The organism is Brachybacterium sp. Z12 (genome assembly GCF_014400405.1).
Lineage (GTDB): Bacteria > Actinomycetota > Actinomycetes > Actinomycetales > Dermabacteraceae > Brachybacterium.
Map to the genome: position 1 here is coordinate 2,243,947 of NZ_CP060496.1, position 15,163 is coordinate 2,259,109.

The following is a 15,163-nucleotide window of genomic DNA, read 5'->3' on the forward strand; positions in this document are numbered from 1 at the left end:
CCGTCCGGCGGGAGGATCAGGAGCCTCAGCTGCTGATCTCGGAGATGGTCTTGCGGATCCGCTTGTCGGAGACCGTCTGCTTCGTGCCGAGGGTCTGTGCGAACAGGCTCACCCGGAACTCCTCGATCAGCCAGTCGATGTCCCGTGCCGCGGTGCTCGCACGCAGACGGGCGCTGAGCTTCGCCTTCCGCGCCGCCCAGTACTGCTCGATGTCGCCGACCTGCCAGGCCAGCTGTGTGTCCCGGCGCGGGTTCTCGGGCAGCTTCTCGAGACGGCGCAGATCCGCCTCGAGGTAGCGGCTCAGCTCCGGCAGGTGCGCGATGCCGGTGCGGGAGATGAAGCCGTCGCCGAGCAGCCCCGCGGCATGCTCACGGATCTGGGTGAGGTGGGACAGGACCGCGAGGGATGTCGCCCTGCCCATCTCCCGGTGCAGCTTCGCCCCCACGGCCAGAGCAGAGGCGGCGTTCTTCACCGCCTGGGCGGCGAGCGCGTCGTGCTCGGCCCGGACCGTCGCCAGCAGCGCGTCGTACTCGGCGCGGGTGCGGATCTGCGCCTCCCCACCAGGTGCACGGTGGCGGCGCGCGAGGCGTCGGCCAGCAGTGCGGCGGTCGAGGCGTAATCGGAGCCGGAGACGGCGAGCTTGGTGGGGTTGGGCAGTGCGTTCAGCACTCCGGACAGATCCGTGCCGATCTCCCGGTCGATCAGCGCGATCACGCCCTCGCGGTGGGAGAGGGCCTGCTCGTCCGCGGTGGCGAGCACCGCGAGGTCCACCCGCTGGAGCTGCCCGTCGGCCCCGCGGCGCGCGAGCAGCGCCGGATAGCCGGTGACCTTCAGCCCGCCGACGGTCGACTCGTGCACCGCCGGCACTCCCTGGTCGGGGAAGCCGTCCAGGTCCTTCCGGGCGAGACCGTCGCCCTGGGAGGAGACGGAGGCGTCCACCCGCTTCTTCAGCCGCCCCTTGAGCTGCTCGAGATCATCTCCGCTGCCGATCTCGCGTCCGCGGTCGTCGACCACCCGGAAATGCATCCGCAGATGAGCGGGCAGCTTCGCGGTGTCGAACTCGGGCCCGTACAGCGGCAGGTCGTCCGGCACGCCGGGCAGGGCGACCAGCTCGTCGGCCACCGCCTCGAGGAAGGCCTCGCCGGAGTTCGGATCATCGTCATGCAGCGTCGCCGCGACCACCTTGGCGCGCTCGGGCGCGGGCACCAGGTGGCGGCGGATCGGCTTGGGCAGGGAGCGGATCAGCTCGGTGACCAGGTCCTCGCGCATGCCGGGCACGAGCCAGTCGAAGCCATGCGGCTGCAGCCGGTTCAGCACGGCGAGGGGCACAGTGGCGGTGACGCCGTCGGTGCCCTTCGCGCCGACCTCGCCGAAGGAGTAGCTCAGTGGCAGGGTGATGTCGCCCTGCACCCAGGTGTCGGGAAAATCAGCCCCGATCGCCTCGGCCACGCCCTCCTCAGCAGCGAGCAGGTCCTTCTCCGTGAGGGTGAGCAGGTCCGGGGTCTCGTGGCGCTGTGTCTTCCACCAGGTATCGAAGTGGCGGCCGGAGACGACGCTCGCGGGGATCCGCTCGTCGTAGAAGCGGAACAGCTGCTCGTCGGAGATCAGCAGGTCGCGGCGCCTCGTCTTCGCCTCGAGCTCCTCGAGCTCCTCGATGAGGGCCTGGTTGTCGCGGAAGAAGTGATGGCGAGTGCGCCAGTCCCCTCGATCAGGGCGTGCTGGAGGAAGATCTCCCGCGCGGACTCGGGGTCGATGCGCCCGTAGCCGACGACCCGATCGGCCACGATCGGCACCCCGTACAGGGTGACCTTCTCGTGCGCCATCGCGGAGGCCTGCTTCGAGGACCAGTGCGGCGCGGAGTGGGAGCGCTTGACCACGTGGGAGCCGGTCTCCTCCGCCCAGGACGGCTCGATCCGGGCGGCGGTGCGGCCCCACAGGCGGGAGGTCTCCACCAGCTCGGCGACCATCACGTAGTCGGGGCGCTTCTTGGCGAGCGCTGAGCCGGGCCACAGTGCGAACCTCGCTCCGCGGGCGCCGGAATACTCGCGACTGCGGTCGTCGTGCAGCCCCACATGGCTGAGCAGTCCCGCCAGCAGCGCCTGGTGGATCGCCTGCGGGGAGGCGTCGTTGTCATTGCGAGAGAGGTCCGCGTCCTTGGCCATGTCCCGCAGCTGGGTGTGCAGGTCCCACCATTCGCGGATCCGAGGTAGTGGAGGTGCTCGGAGCGCACCTCACGGCGGAAGGCGGAGTTCGACAGTGCCTTGCGGCGCTCCTGGAGGTGGTTCCAGAGGTTGAGGTAGGCGAGGAAGTCGCTGGTCTCGTCCTCGAAGCGCTTGTGCTTCTCCTTCGCCTGCTGCTCCTGACCGAGCGGCCGCTCGCGCGGGTCCTGGATCGACATCGCTGCGACGATGATCAGCACCTCGCGCAGGGCACCCAGGCGGTGAGCCTCGATGAGCATCCGCGCCATCCGCGGATCCAGCGGGAAGCGGGCGAGGATATGGCCGACGGGGTCAGCCTGCGCCCGCCGGGCTCGGACGGGGCATCCTCGATCGCGCCGAGCTCGTCCAGCAGGCGCACACCGTCGGTGATGGCGCGTGTGGCGGGAGGTTCGACGAAGGGGAAGGACTCCACATCCCCGAGCCCCAGCGAGGTCATCAGCAGCACCACGGAGGCGAGCGAGGTGCGCAGGATCTCCGGTTCGGTGAACTCGGGCCGGCCCTCGAAGTCCTCCTCGGAGAACAGACGGATCGCTATGCCGGGCGAGGTGCGACCGGAGCGCCCGGAGCGCTGGTTCGCGCTGGCCTGCGAGATCGGCTCGATGGGGAGGCGCTGCACCTTGGTGCGCTGGGAGTAGCGCGAGATGCGGGCGAGCCCGGCATCGACCACGTACGTGATGCCCGGGACCGTCAGCGAGGTCTCGGCGACGTTGGTGGACAGGATGATCCGCCGATAGGTGCCCGAGGGAGGCGGCGAGAAGATCTTCTGCTGGTCCTGCGCAGAGAGCCGGCCGAACAGCGGCAGCACCTCGACCGGCAGCGCGGAGCGCCCCGGGTGCCCCGGTTCAGGTGCGTGGTCAGAGCATCAGAGATCTCGCGGATCTCGCGCTCTCCGGGGAGGAAGACGAGCATGTCCCCGGGCCCTTCGGCGGCGAGCTCGTCCACCGCGTCGGTGATCGCCTGGGTGAGGTCACGTTCCACGGAGTGGATGTCCTCGAGCTCGTCATCGTCCTCCACCTCGGCCTCGAGCACCAGGGGCCGGTACCGGATCTCGACGGGGTAGGTGCGGCCGGAGACCTCGATGATCGGCGCATTCTTGCGCTCACCCGACGGCGCGGCGGTGCCGAAGTGCTCGGCGAAGCGCTCGGGATCGATGGTCGCGGAGGTGATGATGATCTTCAGGTCCGGCCGCTGGGGCAGGATCTGGCGGAGGTATCCGAGGATCACATCGATGTTCAGCGACCGCTCGTGGGCCTCGTCGATGATGATCGCGTCATAGCGCTTGAGCAGCCGATCCCGGCCGATCTCGGCCAGCAGGATGCCGTCGGTCATGAGCTTCAGCCGGGTGCCGCGGCCGGTCTCCCGGGTGAAGCGGACCTGGTATCCCACGGTCCCCTCCCCCAGCTTCTCGCCGAGCTCGGAGGCGATGCGCTGGGCGACGGAGCGGGCGGCGATCCGGCGCGGCTGGGTGTGGCCGATCAGCTTTCCCCCGCTGCCCGTAGCCGAGCTCGAGCAGCATCTTGGGGATCTGCGTGGTCTTGCCTGAGCCGGTGGCGCCGGCGATCACCACCACCTGATGCTCGCGGATCGCGGCCTGGATGTCCTCCCCGACGCTGGGAGACGGGGAGGTCCCCGGGGTACGTGATGCGCGGGCCGGGAACCGCGGCGTTGGCCGGGTCGGGCGTCGTGGAAGGCGTGGTCATGGCGAGCCCACTCTACGTCGAGAGCATCCTTCGGGTCGCGGGGATTCCGTGGCGGTGCTCGATGCCACCCGTGGGGCCGAGCGCCTTCCGCGATCACTGCGCCGGTAGTGGCGCGCGGTCCCTGGGATGCGCGCCGTGGCTGCAGTGCAGGGGCGGGTGGGGAGGAGGAGTCAGGCACCTCCTGTCACCTGGGGATTGTGGAGAAGTGAACAGGTGACGACGACACAACGCGCACGCTGTCCGGCATGATCAATCGCCTGGGGCTTCGGAAAGGGCCGCGACCGGCCGACGACGACGATGCCGCCACGTGCGCCGACCTCCCGACGGGGCTCCGCTCCCTTGGTGACGCCTGGGAACAGTCGCGGACACCACGCGCGCAGGAGAACCGGCTCGGAGCGGACCGATGAGCCACGCTCTGGCACTGTGGCCCGGCCCCCTGCCGGCGGATGCTGCCGCTGCCTGCCGTGAGTACTCCTCCCGCATGATCAGCCACGGCATCGCATGGCGACGGAGCCGAGCTGTCCCGGACAAGGACCCGGAGGTCATGACGTTCTGCCGCCTGGCGACGGAACTGCTGAAGCCGACGCTGAGCAGCCCGACCAGCCGCTGGCGTGTGCCATCGGAGATCGGAACGATCTGGGGTGAGATGCTCACCATCGAGCTGAACGGTCCCCAACCTGCGGCACTCGCACAGCTGGCGACGCTCGCGGAGGATCACGCGCTGGTGCTCTTCGACATCCACGCCCACCGTCTGCTGACCCCGGCGGACATCACGAGGACCTTCGGCGCCCCGATGATCTCCGTACCCGCGCAGATCCCCGTCATCGACCTGATCGGCAGATGCGGCGAGCGCTGGGACTGCATCGACGAGCTGCGAGTGCTGTCCTCAGACCTGCTGGACTGCTCCCAGCCGTTGGACCCCTTCGTGGTGACACCGGTCCAGGACGAGCTGGAGACCTTCCGGCGGGTGGCCGACGAGCTCGGCTGCATCGACCTCGAGGACCTCAGGGACCGGCTCGAGGACCTGATCTGGGCTGGCGAGGACCTCAGAGCAAGGCGATAGGTGCTGCGGGCCGCCGGACGCCGTCCAGCCCGGGCCTCAGCTCGACAGCATTCGCGTTCCGGCCGCGGCCAGCCCGTGACCGGGCGGGTAGGCCGTGACCAGGGAGAGCGCGATCTTCGTCCCCCACGCCCACGCTCTGGCGCTCAGGGCCTGCCAGACCACGTCATCATCGATCCCGGTCCAGGCGGCCGTTTCCCGATACGCGGTCAGCAGCACCTCCGAGGGCAGATGCAGCAGCAGCCCTCCCAGGTCACTGGCCGGATCGCCCCGGGTGGTGTCTCCCCAGTCGATCAGCGAAGCCCGGCCTCCTGTGCCGGGTACGGGCACCACCACGTTCCCGGGGTGGGGGTCCCCGTGGAGCAGCAGCTCGCGCCCCTGCCAGGTCTCCGCCGCCAGCCCGGCCCTCCAACGGTCCTCCGCATGTTCCCGCAGTGCCGGGGACAGGTCAGCGCGGTCCAGATCTGCTGCGAATGTCTCGGCCCGCGCGGCGAGAGGCACTCCCCGCACAGGGTTCCGGCCGACCTCCGGTGCTGGCCCGGAGTGGACGGCGGCGAGCATGCGGGCGAGATCCAGGGCGACCGCATGACGCACCGCAGGAACGACCTCGTCCGCAGTGCTCCCCTCGATCCACGGGACGAGGACCGCGTCATCGGCGGTCGCCAGGATTGTCGGCATGTCCATCGGCAGCGCAGTCCCGAGGCCGCGCAGGCGCCGCAGCACGGTCACCTCGCGGCCCAGCAGGGTGCGGGTCGACTCACGCCGTGCGACCCGCAGCACCAGCTGCTGCCCGTCGAGCAGACCGATCGGCCACAACGCGTTGTCCCAGCCCTCCCCACGAGGGCCGCGCCCGATCGCCCAGGTGATCCGTTCGAGCTGGAACCCCTCCTCCGGGCGCAGCCGGGCGCACAGCAGCTCGATACGACGCAGGTCCACCGGCAGGTCGGCAGACGGCGAAGAGGGGGTGGCACGCGGCACGCCGGTCATCCCGCCACCGTACGGGGACGCACACCCCCGAGCAACGTCCGCCCTGCTCGTGAGCGTGTACGCGTGTCGGCGCAGGCTCGCACAGGGGCAATCCGGGACAACATCCGTGCACCACGCCGTGCGCTGGCTACGGTGAGCGGGACGCGGCCGGGTGGCGAGGTCCGCACCGGGCCCCGCACCGATCACCACAGGAGGACAGCGATGACCGAGCAGGTCCACCTCTCCAGCAGGGTCAAGCAGATCATCGAGGTCGACGGGCTGCGCTTCCGTGACCTCGACGGCGACGGCGAGCTCACCCCGTTCGAGGACTGGCGCCTGCCTCCCGCCCAGCGCGCCGCGGACCTGGTGCGCAGGATGTCGCCCGACGAGAAGATCGGCCTGATGGTGATCACCTCCCGGCCCATGGGCATCTCTCAGCGCAACAAGGAGATGACCAGCCACGATGGCGTGCTCGACGAGCAGTACCTGCCCATCAAGCTGGATCCGCACACCAGCGCCGGGATCCCCTTCGAGGGGACCACGCAGATGATCTCGGAGCTGGGCATCCGTCACTTCATCATGCGTGAGGAGCCCACCGGAGGTCGTATCGCGACCTGGATCAACACCATGAACGAGGTGGCCGAGGAGTCCCGCTTCGGCATCCCCGTGATCGTTGCCGCGAACTCGAAGAACGAGGCCGGCGCCTTCAAGATGGGCGGCACCCCCGAGGATCAGCCGTTCACGGCGTGGCCCGGCACCCTGGGCCTCGCCGCGACCGCCTCACTCGAGGTGGTCGAATCTTTCGCCGAGCATTCCCGTGCGGAGTGGCGGGCATCGGGCCTGCGCAAGGGCTACATGTACATGGCCGATGTGCTCACCGACCCGCGTTGGTTCCGCGGCCAGGGCACGCTCGGGGAGGATCCCGAGTTCGTCAGCGGCGCGATCGCGGCGCTGGTCCGCGGCTTCCAGGGCAGGGATGGGCTCGCGGCCGACGGGGTGGCACTGACGACGAAGCACTTCCCGGGCGGCGGCGCTCGCGAGAACGGCACCGACCCGCACTATGCGGAGGGCCGGTTCAACATCTACCCCACCCCGGGCTCGCTCGAGAACTACCACCTGCCGCCCTTCCAGGCCGCGGTCGACGCCGGCACCTCCTCGGTGATGCCGTACTACGCGATCCCCTCGGCCGAGAAGTCCTCCACCCCGCAGGGCCGGGTCACGGTCTTCGAACAGGTCGGCTTCGCGTTCAACCACGAGATCCTGAACCTGCTGCGGGACATGGGCCACCGCGGCTACATCAACTCCGACTCGGGTGTGCTCTCGAAGATGGCGTGGGGCGTCGAGGAGCTCAGCACCGCCGAGCGGGTGGGCCGCGCCGTGATGGCCGGTACCGACATCTTCGCCGACACCAACGATGTCGCCGCAGTGCGGGAAGCCTTCGTGCAGGGCCACTTCACCTCCGAGCGGCTCGACGAGGCCGCCGCGCTGCTGCTCGAGGAGCTGTTCGCGCTGGGCTTGTTCGAGGACCCGTATGTGGACGCCGAGGCCGCTGACCGCGTGGTCCAGAACGCGCAGGCGCGCGCCGCGGCGGAGGATGCGCACCGCAGGTCCGTGGTGCTGGCCAAGAACCACGGCGGCGTGCTGCCGCTGTCGGTGGAGGCCCTCAGCGGCAAGCGCGTCTACGTGGAGCTGTTCGCGACCGACCTGACCGTCAAGCGCCTCGATGCGCTGCGCCGGCAGCTCGCACAGGCCCACCCCGGCATCGATTTCACCACCGATCACCGCGATGCGGATGTCGCGATCCTGCTGCTGCGTCCCTTCATCGGCTCGTACTTCGAATACGTGGGCATCGGGGACCTCAGCATCGGGGAGCACTCCCACATCGACATCGAGAAGGTGCGGGAGATCCGGGACAGCGTGGACACGCTGGTGATCGGGCTGAACGCCCTGTTCCCCTGGCTGCTGGATGCGATCGAACCGCTCGCCGACGCCCTCCTGGTCGGTTTCGAGACGGACTACCCGGTGATGGTCGAGGCGATGCTCGGCGAATTCGCCCCCACCGGGAAGCTGCCGCTGACCTTCCCGATCGACGCAGCGGCGATCGCGGTGGACGACAACGGGCGCTGCGCCTCGCCCAATGATGTCCCCGGGTTCGCGAAGGAGAAGCACATGGGCGGGCGCCCCTACGTGTACGTCGACTCCGATGGGAACCGGTACCAGCTCGGCCACGGCCTGACCTACGGCGGCTGACCAGGCGCGGGGGTCGCGCCGCGGGCGGGGGCAGGCGGGCGCGGGCGGGCGCAACCCCAGGTTGTCCCGCGCCCCGCCCCAGGTCGCCAGGTCCCCAGGTCCCCAGGTCGCCAGGTCGCCAGGTCGCGAGGTCGCGAGGTCACGAGGTCACGAGGTCACGAGGTCACGAAAAGTACCGCCCAGCTGGAACCTTTCGCGTCACCGTAGCCCGACCGCAGTCACCCCGCGCCACGTACCAGGTCGCCAGGTCGCCACGTCGCCACGTCGCCACGTCGCGAAAGGTACCGCCAGGTGGAACCTTTCGGGTCGCCGCGGCCCGGCCGCAGTCACCCTGCACCACGTACCCGGTCGCCACGTCGCGGAAGGTACCGCCAGCTGGAACCTTTAGCGTCACAGCGACCCCCGTGCCAGAGAACGAAAAAGGCCCCCTCCCTGCGCGAATGCGCAGGTGAGGGGGCCTTTCGTGGTGAGTGCAATGGTGGAGCCGGCGGGAATCGAACCCGCGTCCGATAGTGCGGAGCCAGGGCTTCTCCGGGCGCAGTCCGTATTGACGTTTTCTCAGTCCCGACGATCGCACGGACACGTCGTCGACAGACTCAGTCACTCTGAGGTGTTCATCCTTCCCCGATGACGAGGGTCGGCAGCAGTGGCTTCTTAGATGATGGAACGATCCGGGTCAGAAGCACGCCCGGGGTTCCAGACTGCTAGCGCTGATCAGGCAGCGAGAGCGAAGTCAGTGCGCTTAGGTTCGGCACTTATTGGTTTCCAGAGAACGTTTACGAGATGACTCTGGCTTCTCGGCCCGCTTCCCTTGCTGGACAACTACCGTCGAAACCGATCGGCCCCCAGCGTGGGTATGCAGCACAGATATCGACGACCCCTCAGGGCCGTCCTTGCACTCACTCTTCTGTTATCAAACACCCACTGACGACGGGCCTCCCCGTGCGTCGTGCTCCTACTCTACCCCGCCAAGCCGACGAACTGAAGTGAGTATCCCTCAGCTCACGGCGAAGCCCACCACGCTGGACCCCGCCCGCACGTCGCGGTGATGATGGGACGGTGAGCAGCTTCGAAGCAGCCGGTGTGCAGATCCGGATCGATGACGACAGCCTGCGGGAGGTGGTCTCGGACCCGGAGGCGCTGTCCGCCTGGTGCGCGGAGCATCCGCAGGATCCTCGCACCGTGGCCTACTTGCGCATGCTCGGACGGCTCGACGAAGCTGCGATCGCCGGCCGTGCCGCTCTCGCCCAGAGCGGCCTGCCCCCGGTGAGGCGGGCGATGCTCCGGGCCCGCTACGCCCACGTGCTGCAGTGGCAGGGTGCTTTCCTCGCCGCCGAGGAGCAGCTGGACCTGGCCGCTGAGGAGACCGGGCTCGAGGACCCCACCTCCCCGTCGTCGCTGTCCGCCCTGGCGTCGGTGTTCCAGCACCGGGCGAAGTGCCGCTTCGAGCACGCGCTCGCCGAGCAGCGAGCGGACCGCCCCGCGGCCGCCGCACGGCAGTGGGCCGCAGCGCTGGAGGACGCGCAGCGGGCGCTGTTCATGCGGGAGCGGCTGGGGGTGGCCGATGCAGGTGCGATCAGATCCAGCGAGCAGACCGTCACCCGCCTGGAGCGACGCGATCTGGGGGTGGGCGCTGAGGCCGACGAGCATGGCTCAGGCGAGCTCGCGCTGCCGCATGGCGCGCTGCGCCTCGCGAAGGTCCTGCTTCTCGCGGAGAGTCTGACGCTTGTCCCATTCCTTCTTGCCGCGTCCCAGACCGATGACGACCTTGGCGTGCGAGCCCAGGAAGTACATCTCCATCGGGACGATCGTGAAGCCCTTCTCGCGGGACTTGCTGGCGAGCTTCTCGATCTCTCCCTTGTGCAGCAGGAGCTTGCGCTTGCGGCGGGCGGCGTGGTTGGTCCAGGTGCCTTTGACGTAGGGCGCGATGTGGGCGTTGTCCATCCACACCTCGCCACCCTCGATGTAGCAGTACCCATCGATCAGAGAGGCGCCGCGGTCCCGCAGGGACTTCACCTCGGTCCCGGACAGGACGATGCCCGCTTCCCAGGTCTGGTCGATGTAGTAGTCGTGCCGGGCGCGCTTGTTCGAGGCGATGAGCTTCTTCGGAGGCCCGTCGTCCGCAGCGGCCTTCTTCGCCGCAGTCTTCTTCGCCGACATCGTGTCCCTCCTGTCATTCGCGGTGGTCAGTGCAAGGCCGATCGCACCGAGCGACCGGACGCCCCAGCTTACGCGGTGGTCACCGCCGGTCGCGAATGATTTTCGTCAGCGGTGAGCAATACGTCCGTGCCGGGGATCAGATGTACTTGCCCGGGTTGACGGCGTTGCCGTCCTCATGGATCTCGAAGTGGAGGTGGCAGCCGGTCGAGGATCCGGTGTTCCCCACGTAGCCGACGGTGGTGCCGGCGGAGACCTGCGCACCTACCGGCTGCGCGTAGCCCTGCAGGTGGTGGTAGGAGCTGGTGACCAGGCGGCCGTTGTGGATGCCGTGGCTGAGAATGATCTTGTTGCCCGCGCCGCTGTTGAAGGTGCGTGCGATCACGCGGCCTGAGTGGGCGGCACCCACCGGAACTCCGCAGCCGACCGGGAAGTCGACGCCGGCATGCAGCTTGCGGGTGCCGTAGATCGGATGCACGCGCCAACCGAAGTTGGAGTTCAGCCGTGCATTGACGGGATAGACCCAGCCACCGCCGGTATCGGCCGATCCGCTCGAGGAGGAGGAACCTCCCCCTCCTCCTCCTCCTCCGCCGCTGCTGCCGCTGCTTTTGCTTTGTTCCTGCTCACGCTCGCGGCGCGCGCGCTCTTCCTTCTCGCGCTCCTCGCGGGCGAGCTCCTCGATCTCGCTGTCGAGAGTCGTGCTGCGGGTCTCCAGGGCGCTGGCATCGCCCTCATGCTTCTTCTTCTTCTGCTCGAGATCGTCGCGCTGGGTCTGCTGCGTCGTATAGAGATCGTCGAGCTGCTGCTTCGCCGCGGACGCCTGCTCCTCGGCCTCCTCGGTGCGCTCGACGGCCTCCTCCGCATCGATCTTGAGCTGCTTGATCTCCTCGCGCACGGCGGTGAGGCGCTCGGCGGAGCTCTCCGTCACCACCTGGTCCGTGCGCAGCGAGTCCAGGCGGGTGCCCTGGGAGGACATCGTGATCCGGTAGTTCATCGAACGATCGACCGCGTCCTGCGGGGACTGGTTGCCGAGGTAGATGGTGGAGGGGCTGGGCATCCCGCCGCCCTTATACGCGGTCAGAGCCACGGTCGCGAGCTCACCGCCGCTGCGGTCGACTTCTTCCTGTCCCGCCTCGACCGCGCCGGAGAGCCGCTCCTCCTCCTCCTGAGCCGTGGAGAGGCGCTCGCCGATGAGCCGGTCCTCCTCGCGGGCCTCCTCCAGCTCGGCCTGGGCCTCCTCGAGATCCTGCTGCGCCTGGGGGATCAGCAGCTCGGTCTCCGCGAGCGCGATGTAGGTGTCGGCGAGCTCGCCGCTGACGTCATCCAGCTCGATCCGCAGATCCTCGAGCTGCTGATCGACCTCTTCGCGCTCGGCGATCTTGTCCTCTTTGCTGCCCTCGGCCATCGCCGGGGAGATCGGCGTCGCCAGCATCGGCAGCGCCACCAGGACGGCGGCGATCATGCTGAGGGGACGGCGCAGGATGCTCCGGGACATGCTCACACCTTCAGGTAGCGGTTGAGGGAGACCACCGAGGAGGCGATCGAGAGTAAGGCGCCCAGGGCGATCAGAAGCGGTGCGGCCCAGAGCAGATCGGCGACGCCGACGGTGATGAGCTGCTCGCCGAGGGTGGGGGCGAGCCATCCCTGGACGATGTAGTGCAGGCCCACCCACAGCATGCCGGAGGCGATGATGCCGCCGATGATCGCAGCAACGGCCCCTCCAGCAGGAACGGCAGGCGGATGAACAGGTTCGAGGCGCCGACCAGGCGCATGATCGCGATCTCCCGTCGTCGGCCGGCGACGGACATGCGGATCGTGGTGGCCACCAGCAGCAGGGCCGCGATCAGCATCAGCACCGCGAGGCCGAGCGCGAACATCGTGGACTGGTTCAGCACGTCGATGAACGGGGCGAAGGCGTTGAGCAGGTCGGTGACCTCGTCCACCCCGTCACGGCCCTGGAAGAACTCGACCACGGCCGCGGAGTCGTCCGCGTTCTCGAGGGTGATGTGGAAGGAGACCGGCATGTCCTCGGCGGCGAAGTTCGATACGAAGCTCTCCCCTGCGAACTGCTCCTGGTAGATCGACAGCGCCTCGTCCTGAGAGCGCTCGGAATAGGAGGCGACGTACGGGGACAGCACGTCCCCCTCGAGAGCCTCTCGCACCGAGTCGATCTGCGCGTCGGTCGCGGCGCCACCAGCGCAGGATGAGGCTGTCGAATGCGGTGAGCACAGGAAGATCGTCACCTGGGCCTGTTCGACCAGGGTCGACTTCATGTCCATGATCTGCTTCTGCATCAGCGCGCCGGTGCCGACGAAGGTCAGCGAGACCGCCGTGACGATGACGACCGAGATGACCATGGAGATGTTCCGCCACAGGCCGGTGAGGATCTCGCCGAGGATGTACCGCGCTCTCATCGCAGCTCCTCCTCGTCGTCCTCGGCGAAGGGATCTTCGTCCCGGACCCGCTGCGCCTCGCGCTCGTCGATCAGGTCCTCCTCGAGGATGTCGCGGACGGGGACACCACTGCCGGGCTCGGCATCGTGCCGAGCGGCGGCCAACGCCGGCTCGGCCTCAGAGGGTTCCTGCTCGGGCGCGCCATCCCAATCGGCGACCAGGCTTTCGTCATCCAGCGGATGCTCCTCGCGGTGGGCGGAGTCGTCAGGCAGGTTCCCGGAGATGACGCTCACCGGCGCCGGAGTCTCGTAGCTCCCGCCCTCCTCATCACGCACCACCTGACCGCCGACCATCTCGACCACACGGCGCTGCATCCGATCCACGGCGTTGCGGTCATGCGTCGCCATGACCACCGTGGTGCCCCGCTCGTTGATCTCGGTCAGCAGATCGAGGATGCCAGAAGCGGTGGACGGGTCGAGGTTGCCGGTGGGCTCATCGGCCAGCAGGATCGAGGGCCGGTTGACGTAGGCGCGAGCGATCGCGACACGCTGCTGCTCACCACCGGAGAGCTCATGCGGCAGTCGCTTGCCCTTGTCCTCCAGGCCCACCATCTCGAGCATCTCGGGCACCAGGCGGCGCACGACCTTGCGGGGAGTGCCGATCACCGCGAGAGCGAACTCGATGTTCTGGTACGCAGTCTTCGAGGGCAGCAGGCGGAAATCCTGGAACACCATGCCGATGTCGCGGCGCAGCGACGGCACTTTCCAGGACGGCAGGCGGGAGAGGTCCTTCCCTGCCACATAGACGGTGCCGCGGGTGGGCGCGACCTCCTTGAGAACCATGCGCATGAGAGTCGATTTCCCAGAGCCGGAAGCCCCCACCAGGAACACGAATTCCCCGCGGGAGAACTCGATGTCGAGATTCTCCACCGCGGGGTGCTGGCCACGCATGTACGTCTTGGTGACGTCGTCGAACCGGATCACTGGTGCCTGTCGCATCTGGGGAAGTCGTGCTCTCCCAGGGTAGGGGCGCAGGGACCGGATTCGACGAAGGCTGGGGCTCGGTCCTGGTCAAAACCTGGTCAAGTGTGCGTGCCGCTGGTCACCAAGGCGGCGGCGATCAGCTGTCCTCGCTGCACTGATCTCCTGCCGCTCGCAAGCTCGCAGCACGTCGATCAGACTCTTCACAACCCGCCGATCTCCTGCCGCTCGCAAGCTCGCAGCACGTCGATCAGCTGTTGGACTTGCCCTGTTCGGCGCGCCAGCGGATGCCCGCGTCGATGAACTCGTCGATCTCGCCGTCGAACACCGAGGAGGGGTTGCCCTCCTGGTACTCGGTGCGCAGGTCCTTGACCATCTGGTACGGATTCAGCACGTACGAGCGCATCTGGTCGCCCCAGCTGGCCTTGACGTCGCCCGCGAGCTCCTTGCGCTCGGCGGCCTCCTCGGCCTTCTTCAGCAGCAGCAGGCGCGACTGCATGACGCGCAGCGCCGCAGCACGGTTCTGGATCTGCGACTTCTCGTCCTGCATCGACACCACGGTGCCGGTGGGGAGATGGGTCATGCGCACAGCCGAGTCAGTGGTGTTCACCGACTGGCCGCCGGGCCCGGAGGAGCGGAACACGTCCACCTTGAGGTCGTTCTCAGGGATCTCGATCGCGTCGGTGGACTCGATCAGCGGAATCACCTCGACCGCGGCGAAGGAAGTCTGGCGGCGGCCCTGATTGTCGAAGGGGCTGATCCGCACCAGGCGGTGCGTGCCACCCTCGACGGACAGCGTGCCGTAGGCGTAGGGGGCGGAGACCTCGAAGGTGACCGACTTCAGACCGGCCTCCTCCGCGTAAGAGGTGTCCATGACCTTCGCAGCATGGCCGTGACGCTCCGCCCAGCGCAGGTACATGCGCATGAGCATCTCGGCGAAGTCTGCGGCGTCGACGCCGCCGGCACCGGCGCGGATGGTGATCACGGCGTCACGCTCGTCGTACTCGCCGGACAGCAGTGTGCGCACCTCGAGCTCGTCGAGCGTCTTGTGGATGCTGACCAGCTCGTTCTCGGCCTCGGCGAGGGTGTCGGCGTCATCCTCTTCAGCGGCGAGCTCGACCATCACCTCGAGGTCCTCGATGCGGGAGGTGAGCTCGCTGATGCGGCGCCGTTCGGACTGTGCGTGGGACAGCGCCGAGGAGACCTTCTGCGCGTTGTCGACGTCGTCCCACAGGTTCTGGTCGGAGGCCTGCAGCTCGAGGTCGGCAATCTTGGCGTCGAGCGCCTCGATGTCGGTCACCTGCTCGATGGAGGACAGGGTCGAGCGGAGCTGGGGGATCTCTGCGGAGAAGTCGATGGAAGCCACGATGTGGGAGTCTACGGCAGGGGGCTGGGCATGCAGTCCGAATCCCCGCGAAGACTCCGCCGCAGAGCGTTG

General features: G+C 68.4%; 8 protein-coding genes, 1 other RNA gene and 1 pseudogene. 2 read left to right on the plus strand and 8 right to left on the minus strand.

Translation table 11 applies throughout. From position 1 onward, the window contains the following. Positions 1-25: 25 nt before the first annotated feature. Positions 26-3,919: pseudogene (gene hrpA, locus H3H54_RS11890) on the minus strand (ATP-dependent RNA helicase HrpA). 403 nt (positions 3,920-4,322) lie between these two features. Between hrpA and H3H54_RS11895 the strand changes: the two are divergent. Further along, positions 4,323-4,982 (plus strand): hypothetical protein, encoded by a 660-nt coding sequence (locus H3H54_RS11895; RefSeq protein WP_262424039.1) that lies wholly within the window; start codon positions 4,323-4,325, stop codon positions 4,980-4,982. 36 nt (positions 4,983-5,018) lie between these two features. On the opposite strand, the gene H3H54_RS11900 is transcribed toward H3H54_RS11895, so the two are convergent. After that, complete coding sequence (locus tag H3H54_RS11900) at positions 5,019-5,966, minus strand: phosphotransferase (RefSeq protein WP_262424040.1); 948 nt, start codon at positions 5,964-5,966, stop codon at positions 5,019-5,021. Positions 5,967-6,167: 201 nt separating this feature from the next. Between H3H54_RS11900 and H3H54_RS11905 the strand changes: the two genes are divergently transcribed. Further along, positions 6,168-8,195 carry a glycoside hydrolase family 3 N-terminal domain-containing protein gene (locus H3H54_RS11905; protein WP_262424041.1) on the plus strand — a complete coding sequence of 676 codons (2,028 nt, stop codon included), beginning with the start codon at positions 6,168-6,170 and terminating at the stop codon, positions 8,193-8,195. 476 nt (positions 8,196-8,671) lie between these two features. Here the strand turns inward: H3H54_RS11905 and ssrA are convergent. The 6 genes from ssrA to prfB form a co-directional block, all read right to left on the minus strand. After that, positions 8,672-9,041, minus strand: a transfer-messenger RNA (tmRNA) gene (gene ssrA, locus H3H54_RS11910). Between the two features lie 807 nt (positions 9,042-9,848). Continuing rightward, positions 9,849-10,355, minus strand: a complete 507-nt coding sequence (gene smpB, locus H3H54_RS11915) for an SsrA-binding protein SmpB (protein WP_262424042.1) — start codon at positions 10,353-10,355, stop codon at positions 9,849-9,851. Between the two features lie 136 nt (positions 10,356-10,491). After that, positions 10,492-11,847: a M23 family metallopeptidase gene (locus H3H54_RS11920; protein WP_262424043.1), complete on the minus strand. Its 1,356-nt coding sequence runs from the start codon at positions 11,845-11,847 to the stop codon at positions 10,492-10,494. 70 nt (positions 11,848-11,917) lie between these two features. Beyond that, positions 11,918-12,766, minus strand: coding sequence for a permease-like cell division protein FtsX (ftsX, locus tag H3H54_RS11925; protein WP_262424044.1), 849 nt, complete (start codon positions 12,764-12,766; stop codon positions 11,918-11,920). After that, positions 12,763-13,728: a cell division ATP-binding protein FtsE gene (gene ftsE, locus H3H54_RS11930; protein WP_262426470.1), complete on the minus strand. Its 966-nt coding sequence runs from the start codon at positions 13,726-13,728 to the stop codon at positions 12,763-12,765. Before ftsE ends, ftsX begins: the two co-directional genes overlap by 4 nt. A 247-nt stretch (positions 13,729-13,975) precedes the next feature. Continuing rightward, entirely contained in the window at positions 13,976-15,091 is a 1,116-nt protein-coding gene (gene prfB, locus H3H54_RS11935) for a peptide chain release factor 2 (RefSeq protein WP_262424045.1), read from the minus strand. Between the last annotated feature and the right edge of the window lie 72 nt (positions 15,092-15,163).